This is a genomic window from uncultured Cardiobacterium sp., assembly GCF_938028825.1.
In the GTDB taxonomy this organism is placed as follows: Bacteria; Pseudomonadota; Gammaproteobacteria; order Cardiobacteriales; family Cardiobacteriaceae; genus Cardiobacterium.
Genome location: NZ_CALIZP010000022.1, coordinates 168,644 through 176,011, shown reverse-complemented (window position 1 = coordinate 176,011; position 7,368 = coordinate 168,644). Strand labels below are relative to the sequence as shown.

At 59.7% G+C, this 7,368-nt stretch carries 7 protein-coding genes and 1 pseudogene; 1 reads left to right on the top strand and 7 read right to left on the bottom strand.

Going from position 1 to position 7,368, the window contains the following annotated elements; genetic code table 11:
• The 3 genes and pseudogenes from Q0562_RS03825 to Q0562_RS03815 form a co-directional block, all read right to left on the bottom strand.
• A pseudogene (locus tag Q0562_RS03825) lies at window positions 1-559 on the bottom strand (hypothetical protein); the annotation flags it as partial.
• Between the two features lie 214 nt (window positions 560-773).
• Window positions 774-962 (bottom strand): DUF4282 domain-containing protein, encoded by a 189-nt coding sequence (locus Q0562_RS03820; protein WP_298641388.1) that lies wholly within the window; start codon window positions 960-962, stop codon window positions 774-776.
• A gap of 253 nt (window positions 963-1,215) precedes the next feature.
• Entirely contained in the window at window positions 1,216-1,476 is a 261-nt protein-coding gene (locus tag Q0562_RS03815) for a metal-sensing transcriptional repressor (protein ID WP_298641386.1), read from the bottom strand.
• Between the two features lie 89 nt (window positions 1,477-1,565).
• Between Q0562_RS03815 and Q0562_RS03810 the strand changes: the two genes are divergently transcribed.
• On the top strand, window positions 1,566-2,225 hold the full coding sequence (locus Q0562_RS03810) for a cation diffusion facilitator family transporter (protein WP_298641383.1): 660 nt from the start codon (window positions 1,566-1,568) through the stop codon (window positions 2,223-2,225).
• Here Q0562_RS03810 and Q0562_RS03805 read toward each other — a convergent pair.
• The 4 genes from Q0562_RS03805 to speA form a co-directional block, all read right to left on the bottom strand.
• Window positions 2,169-3,107 (bottom strand): AEC family transporter, encoded by a 939-nt coding sequence (locus Q0562_RS03805; protein WP_298641380.1) that lies wholly within the window; start codon window positions 3,105-3,107, stop codon window positions 2,169-2,171. The two genes, Q0562_RS03810 and Q0562_RS03805, sit on opposite strands and share 57 nt — an antisense overlap.
• A gap of 135 nt (window positions 3,108-3,242) precedes the next feature.
• Complete coding sequence (locus Q0562_RS03800; RefSeq protein WP_298641377.1) at window positions 3,243-3,986, bottom strand: HNH endonuclease; 744 nt, start codon at window positions 3,984-3,986, stop codon at window positions 3,243-3,245.
• Between the two features lie 50 nt (window positions 3,987-4,036).
• Complete coding sequence (locus Q0562_RS03795; RefSeq protein ID WP_298641375.1) at window positions 4,037-5,224, bottom strand: saccharopine dehydrogenase family protein; 1,188 nt, start codon at window positions 5,222-5,224, stop codon at window positions 4,037-4,039.
• A gap of 144 nt (window positions 5,225-5,368) precedes the next feature.
• Window positions 5,369-7,279 (bottom strand): biosynthetic arginine decarboxylase, encoded by a 1,911-nt coding sequence (speA, locus tag Q0562_RS03790; RefSeq protein ID WP_298641372.1) that lies wholly within the window; start codon window positions 7,277-7,279, stop codon window positions 5,369-5,371.
• Window positions 7,280-7,368: the final 89 nt, after the last annotated feature.

The window sequence follows — 7,368 nt, the reverse complement described above, 5'->3', positions numbered from 1 at the left end:
TGGGCTGCGGATTGGGCTGCGGATTGGGCTGCGGATTGGGCTGCGGATTGGGCTGTGGATTGGGCTGCGGATTGGGCTGTGGCATGGGCGACGGGGTTTCGCCGGCATCCGGATAGTCGTGGCGGTTGTGGTTGGCGATGGCGATGCCGCCTGCCGCCAGGGCAATACCCGCAACCATGCCGCTCAGGGCGGTGAAGCGGATATTGCCGCTTGCCGCGCTGTTGCTGCCGACTTCGGCGGCGAGCAGATGCACCGCCTCGCCACTGTCGATGACGGGGTAGAGATACGGCGTGCCGTCCGCCTGTATGCCGACCAGCGCGCCCTGCCCGCCGCTGAAATAGTTTTGGATGACGAGGCTGTCCCTGCCGTCAATGACGACCCGCAAATCATCCCCCTGCCGCACGCCCCGCACGTCTGCCGCCGCCTGCCCGTCCGCGTCGGCAAACTGGTAGAAAGCGCCGTCAAGCGCGGTGATGCTCCGGGGCATGCCGTCATCAAGGGCGTAGCTGCCGAGGGTGATGCCGTCGGTGGTTTTCAGGGTGAGGGTGTAGTGGGGCATGGGGGTTCCTGGCGGTTTATAGTCGTTTCAAACATAAATGATACGGTGTTGGCGAGCCTCGCCGTACTATCTGTACTGTCTTCGGCTCGCCGCCTTGTCTCATTCCTGTTTGAAACGACTATAGCGGTCGTCAACCATTAGCATTTTCTGTGCCGGATACGCGGTTTATGCACAAAAAAGGCGGGGCAACCCCGCCTGTCTTGCCGCGCCGGTGTCAGCCCCGCTGATTGTCGCGCATCGCCTGCAAGTGTTCGTTCATGCGGAAGAAGATGATGGTAACTTCGCAGATGACCCGTGAAATCAGGATGCCGACGATGAAGAAGAGCACGCAACCGAGCAGGTTGACAAAGCTGTGGCTTTTCACCAAGCCGACAATCGTGATGATGGTCACGAACAGCAGCATCAGCCAGGGTCTATTGACATTCGACTTGCGCAGCGGATTTTTGCGGCAAAAACGGCAGATGCAAGGCAAAAAGCGCAGTAAGGTTGGACACCTTGCGAGCATTTTTAACGCAGCAGCTGCCGGATTTTGGCGAGAAAGCCGCCGCAATGTTGAGTGTCAACAGACCCTAGTACACGATGGTGATTACGCGCGACAGCGGCGCGCAAATGAAAACGTTGCGCATTTTAGAGGAGGGTATGCGCGGCAACAACCATCAGCCGTAGTGCCGCAGCACCTGCAAAAAACGCTGCAATTCTGCCGTGTTGTATCCTTCGGTCAGGACGTGGCGGGTCAACTGTTCCTCGACCAGTTCGTTGGTCAGCCCCGCCAGTGCGCCCCGGATGGCGGCGACCTGTTGCAGGATGTCAATGCAGGAAACCTGCCCTCCGCTCACCGCCTGCTGCACCGCGTTCAACTGCCCTTGCAGGCGGTTGATGCGGTTCAATAATTTTCTGTTTTGCTGTAAATGGCTCATGATGACTCCGTTTGCTGTTTTATACTTGTTCGGGGTATATCGCATCCCGCCGCCGCATCCGGCGGCGGCGTCATTATAGAGGAGCCATCATGCAACCATCCTTACCGGAGACCGCCTGCCACAGCCATCCGCAGCACAACCGCCGTATCCTGCGCCTGTCCTTCCTGCTCATCAGCGGCTTCATGCTGCTGGAATTTCTCGGCGGCTATTTCTTCCACAGCCTCGCGCTCATGGCGGATGCCGGACATATGGCGAACGACAGCCTTGCGCTGGCGCTGGCCTGGCTGGCACAGTTCCTCGGTACGCGCAACCGGCAGCGGCTGGCGCTGGCAAACGGCGGTTCGTTGATCATCCTGGCGTTGTGGATTATCGTCGCCGCCCTGTTGCGCCTGCGCGCCCCGGCACCGCCGCTTGCGCTGCCGATGCTGGCGGTGGCTGCGACGGGGCTCGCCGTCAACATCGTCGTCGCCCGCCTGATGCTGCATGGCGACCACGACAACCTCAACCTGCGCGCCGCCTATCTGCACGTTCTCGCCGATTTGCTCGGGTCGCTGGTGGCAATCGCCGCCGCGCTCGGCGTGTGGCTGTTCGGCTGGGCTTGGGTGGATGCGGTGGCGAGCCTGCTGCTCAGCCTGTTTGTCCTGAAAAGCGGCGTGGCGGTCGTGCGCGAGGCGTGGCGGCAATACCGGGTGTCAGCCGACCAGCCACTGGTGCAGCAGGAAGATGCCGGAGAGGGTGAAAACGGATAGGACGTTGGTGGTGATCATGCTCACCGTACCGCGATGCGGATAGCCGTAGTGCTGCGCGAAAATCGCCACCGTGTTCGCCATCGAAATGCCGCCCATCAGCGCGCCCGCGAAGATGACTTCCTCGCTGCCGCCGAAGAGCCAGATGAAGAGGGCGGCAAGCACGGGCATCAGGAACAGTTTGCCGATGGTGATTTGCGTGATGGCGATGACGTTGCCCTCGATTTTGATACCGTTCAGGCCGCAGCCGATGACGAAGATGGCGACCGGCGCGGCGGCATCGGCGACGAGGCTCACCGCGCGGTTGATCGGCGCGGGCAGTTTCCATTGCAAGGCCGAGAAAATCATGCCGAGAATCAGCGCCGCAATCAGCGGCTTGCGCAGCATGTTGAGGAAAATCCGCCCCAGCCGCTGCCCGAAGGTGCCATCTTTGTTGCTGCCTTGCGATTCGGCGATGACCAGGAAGAGCGGAATCAGCAGCACGTTTTCCACCACAGTGTTGAGCGAGAAATACACGCCCGCATTGCCGCCGATGACACTGAGCAGCAGCGGATAGCCGATGAAGGCGCTGTTGGAAAAAGTCTGGCCGATGGCGCTCACCGCCGCGCCGCGCAAATTTTGGCCGACCAGGCGGGCAAAAACCAGGCCGAGGGTAAAAGAGAGCAGCGTCGCCGCGCCGTAGCCGAAAAGATAGGAAGGAATGAAGATTTCGCCCAGGCTTTTCTCCGACAGCGCGCGGAAAATCAGGGCAGGCAGGGCGATGCTGATGACGAACCGCCCCAGCGCAGTCAGCCCTTCGAGAGTAAACGTCCCGGCGCGGGTGGCGGCATAACCGAAGGCAATCACGATAAAAATCGGGATGAGGGAGGTGACGATGTTGAGCATGGGTTTGGTGGTGGTGGGTGGATGTGGCGCGCATTCTACGTTTTTTTATCACGGGTGGCGCGGTTAGCGCTTGGCAGCGTGCGGGATAACACCATGTTTTTTACAGGCTTTCCGGGCAGGAATATTTGCGCATTTTTATTTGCGAAACACGTGAGTGCGGTGCCATTCAAGATAATATGCGGTTTCTTCCCGGACATGGATGGGGGCGACGGGGATGGTGATGCCCAGCGCAAGCAGGGTTTCCGCTGCAATATGCGGGCTGACAATGAGGACACCGTCGTCAGTGAAGCTGATGAAACCGCCGTCAAAGAGAGCATCAATATTCGGCGCGAACATTAAACCGTTATCGGGTTCGAGGCGTTCGGCATCGCTGCTGTCCCGCCAGGGTTTGATGTGGCCGGCAACAAGAAAGCGGGGATCTTTCACGCCGCTGACGGGGCAGGCAGGATAGCGTTTCAGCACGCCTTGCCGGAACGCGCCTTGGCCTTTGCGGGTGCGAATGAGGCTTGCAGCGGTGGTTGCCGTGATGCTGTGCGTGGCTGCACGCCGAGCAATATCGTCCAGGTCGCGTTGCAGGGTTTCTGTCCGGGTGGTATCCGCTTCCGGTTGGTATAGTGCAAACTCGCCTCTTTTGACGAGGACAAGGAAGTCTTCGGTTGAGTGGTAATGCTTGCGTGAGTTGGAGTTGACGCACATGGCGTGCATGTTGGCAAGGGTGTTGTCGTTGTAATCAGGCAATAATTGACGCAGCCGCGTTGCAACGTCTTTGGCTTTGAATCGGGTTTGTCCGGTTGCCACGATTTGGCGGATGACGTGGCGGGTAATGAGGATAGCGCCTTCGAGTGTTTCGCCATCAATCTCCATGCGGTATTTGGTCATGGCTTGTCCTTGTAAAAATACCCCGCCGGGCGGGGTATGGCTGGTTTTTTTCAGAGCTCTTTCACTTCCCACGGCAGGCCGTTTGCGGCAAGCGCTTTAAGGAACGGGGCGGGGTCGAACTGTTCCATGTTCCAGACACCGGCGCGGTGCCAGATTTTTTCCAGCATCATTTTTGCGCCGATCATCGCCGGCACGCCGGTGGTGTAGGAGATCGCCTGCGAGCCGGTTTCTTTGTAGGCTTCTTCGTGGTCGCAGATGTTGTAGATGTACACGGTTTTGTCCTTGCCGTCTTTTTTGCCTTTGGCGACGCAGCCGATGCAGGTTTTGCCTTTAGTGCGCGGGCCGAGCGAGGCAGGATCGGGCAGGACGGCTTTCAGGAACTGGATAGGGATGATTTCGCGCCCCTCGTACATGACGGGCTCAATCGAGGTCATGCCGACATTTTCCAGCACTTTGAGGTGGTTCAGGTAGTTGTCGGAGAAGGTCATCCAGAAACGCGCGGTTTTGATTTCCGGGAAGTGTTTGACCAGCGATTCGAGCTCTTCGTGATACATCATGTAGATGTTTTTTTCGCCGATTTGCGGGAAGTCAAAGACGCGTTTGTGGGAAAGCGCCGGAGTGGTTTGCCAAGCGCCGTTTTCCCAGTGGCGGGCGTCAGCGGTGATTTCGCGGATGTTGATTTCGGGGTTGAAGTTGGTGGCAAAGGGCAGGCCGTGGTCGCCGGCGTTGGCGTCGATGATGTCGAGTTCGTGGATTTCATCGAGCAGGTGTTTCTTGATGTAAGCGGTGAAGACGTTAGTAACGCCGGGGTCAAAACCGCTGCCGAGCAGTGCCATGATGCCGCGTTCACGGAAGCGGTCTTCATAGGCCCATTGCCATTTATATTCAAATTTGGCTTCTTCCGGCGGTTCGTAGTTGGCGGTGTCGAGGTAGTCAATGCCGGCAGCGAGGCAGGCATCCATGATGTGCAAATCCTGGTAGGGCAGGGCGATGTTAAGGACGAGTTGCGGGCGCAGTTCTTCAAGCAGGCGGGTGAGCGCGGGAACGTTGTCGGCATCAATCTGGCGGGTATCAATAGTCACGCCGTGTTTTGCCTTGACGGCAGCGGCGATGGCATCGCATTTGGCCAGCGTACGGCTCGCCAAGGTGATGTTGTGGAAGGTGTTTTTGTCTGCGGCGCATTTGTGGGCGACGACGTTGGCGACGCCACCGGCGCCGATGATGAGGACGTGGTTCATGATGGGTTCCTGTGTTGAGTGTAAGCGGTGATTTTAGCGGGTTGCGGGAGCTTTCGGTGCGTGTGGTCTCTCCCTTTCGTTACTTCGCGCCCCTTTCCCCGCGAGCGGGGGAAGGGGGGGATGCAAGCGGCGATTCCGTGGAATCTATTGTTCGTAGTAGGTATAGCCGCGCAGGCCCGCTTCAAAGGCGTTGACGAGGTGCTGGCGTTCAGCGGCGCTGATGGTGCCGTTGCGCACGGCGCGTTCGGCGGTCTGGCGGAATTGCGCGAGCAGGTTGTTCGGCTGGTATTCGACGTAGCTGAGCACGTCTGCCACGGAGTCGCCTTCGACTTCGCCGACGAAGTCATAGCTGCCGTCTTCGTTGATGTAGATGGAGACGACGTGGGTGTCGCCGAGCAGGTTGTGCAGGTCGCCCAGGGTTTCCTGGTAGGCGCCGACGAGGAAGGCACCGAGGTAGTATTCTTCGCCTTCTTTGATGTGGTGCAGCGGCAGGGCGCGGCTGACTTCGCCGTTTTCGGGGAAACGGTCGATTTTGCCGTCGCTGTCGCAGGTCATGTCAGCGATGATGCTGTTGCGCGTCGGGCGTTCGAGGTGGCGGTGCAGCGGCACGACGGGGAAGATTTGGTCAATCGCCCAGGCGTCCGGCAGGGACTGGAAGACGCTGAAGTTACCGTAGTAGATGTCCGCCAGCATGGTTTTCAGCACTTCCGGTTCGGAGAGGGCGTCCGGGTTGCGCTCGGCAATTTTCTGCACTTCGGTCATGACAACCATGAAGATTTGTTCGACACGCGACCGGGTGCGCAGGTCAAGCTGGCCGCGCATGAAGCCGTCGCGCGCTTCGTCACGGTAGTACACGGCGTCGTTGAAGCATTCTTGCACGGTTTTGTCCGACAGCATGCGGTAGCTTTCCATGAGGTTGTGCACGAGTTCGTTGTCTTCGTTGTTGTCGGCGGGCAGGCGGGCGTCGGTGTAGCCGGTCACGTCCAGGATGTTGAACATGAGGACGGTGGAGTAGGCGACGGTGGAACGGCCCGATTCGGTGACGATGGTCGGGTGTTCGATGCCTTTTTCGTCCATCACCGCCTGGATGGTTTCAACCACGTCCACGCAGTATTCTTCGAGGGTGTAGTTGCGCGAATGGATGGCGGAGGTGCGGCTGCCGTCATAGTCCACAGCGAGGCCGCCGCCGAGGTCGAGGAAGCGCATCGGTGCGCCTTCTTCGACGAGTTCGACATAGTAGCGGCAGGCTTCGCGCACGCCGGTGCGGATGTCGCGGATGTTGGGGATTTGCGAGCCGAGGTGGTAGTGCAAAAATTGCAGGCAGTCGAGCATGCCTGCCGCTTTCAGGCCGTCGATGACCTGCACGAGCTGGCTGGCGTTCAGGCCGAACATGGAGCGGTCGCCGCTGGTGGCGTTCCAGTGGCCGGAGACGTGCGAGAAGAGTTTGGCGCGCACGCCGATGACGGGGCGCACGCCCATCGCCTGCGAGCTTTCGACGATGATGGGCAGCTCCGCCGGGGTTTCGATGACGAAGATGACCTGGAAGCCGAGTTTGGTCATGCCGAGGCCGAGTTCGACGAATTCGCGGTCTTTGTAGCCGTTGCAGACGATGAGCGGACCGGGCTCGGTCAGCATGGAGAGCGCAATCATCAGTTCGGCCTTGGAACCCGCTTCGAGGCCGTGCTGCCAGGGTTTGCCGAAGCGGACAATGTCTTCAATCACCTGCGCCTGCTGGTTCACCTTGATGGGGAACACGCCCCGGTATTTGCCCCGGTAGTGGCTGCTCGCGATGGCTTTGGCGAAGCTTTCGTTGATGAGGCGGATCTGGTTTTCGAGGATGTTTTGCACGCGCAGCATCACGGGCATGGTCTTGCCGCGCACTTCCATGCCTTCGATGAGGTCGAGCATGGCGATTTCGGCGGTCTTGCCGCCGGCGAGCGGGGCGTTGATGACGAGATTGCCGTCGTCGTTCAGGCGGAAGTAGCCCGCGCCCCAGCCGCTGATGCGGTAGAGTTCGTCGGCGTCGGCGATGGTCCAGTCGGTGTGTTGGTTCAATGCGGTTCCTTGGTTTGTGCAGGTGGAGAGGCGGAGCGCCCCGGCGTGGCGCGGCATTGTAAAGCCCTTCCCCGGCGGGGGAAGGGCTT

Excerpts from the sequence above, each read along its gene's own strand:
- Q0562_RS03800 (WP_298641377.1), bottom strand. The coding sequence starts at position 3,986 with ATGACCAAATACCGCATGGAGATTGATGGCGAAACACTCGAAGGCGCT.
- Q0562_RS03795 (WP_298641375.1), bottom strand. The coding sequence starts at position 5,224 with ATGAACCACGTCCTCATCATCGGCGCCGGTGGCGTCGCCAACGTCGTC.
- Q0562_RS03820 (WP_298641388.1), bottom strand. The coding sequence starts at position 962 with ATGCTGCTGTTCGTGACCATCATCACGATTGTCGGCTTGGTGAAAAGC.
- Q0562_RS03805 (WP_298641380.1), bottom strand. The coding sequence starts at position 3,107 with ATGCTCAACATCGTCACCTCCCTCATCCCGATTTTTATCGTGATTGCC.
- Q0562_RS03815 (WP_298641386.1), bottom strand. The coding sequence starts at position 1,476 with ATGAGCCATTTACAGCAAAACAGAAAATTATTGAACCGCATCAACCGC.
- Q0562_RS03810 (WP_298641383.1), top strand. The coding sequence starts at position 1,566 with ATGCAACCATCCTTACCGGAGACCGCCTGCCACAGCCATCCGCAGCAC.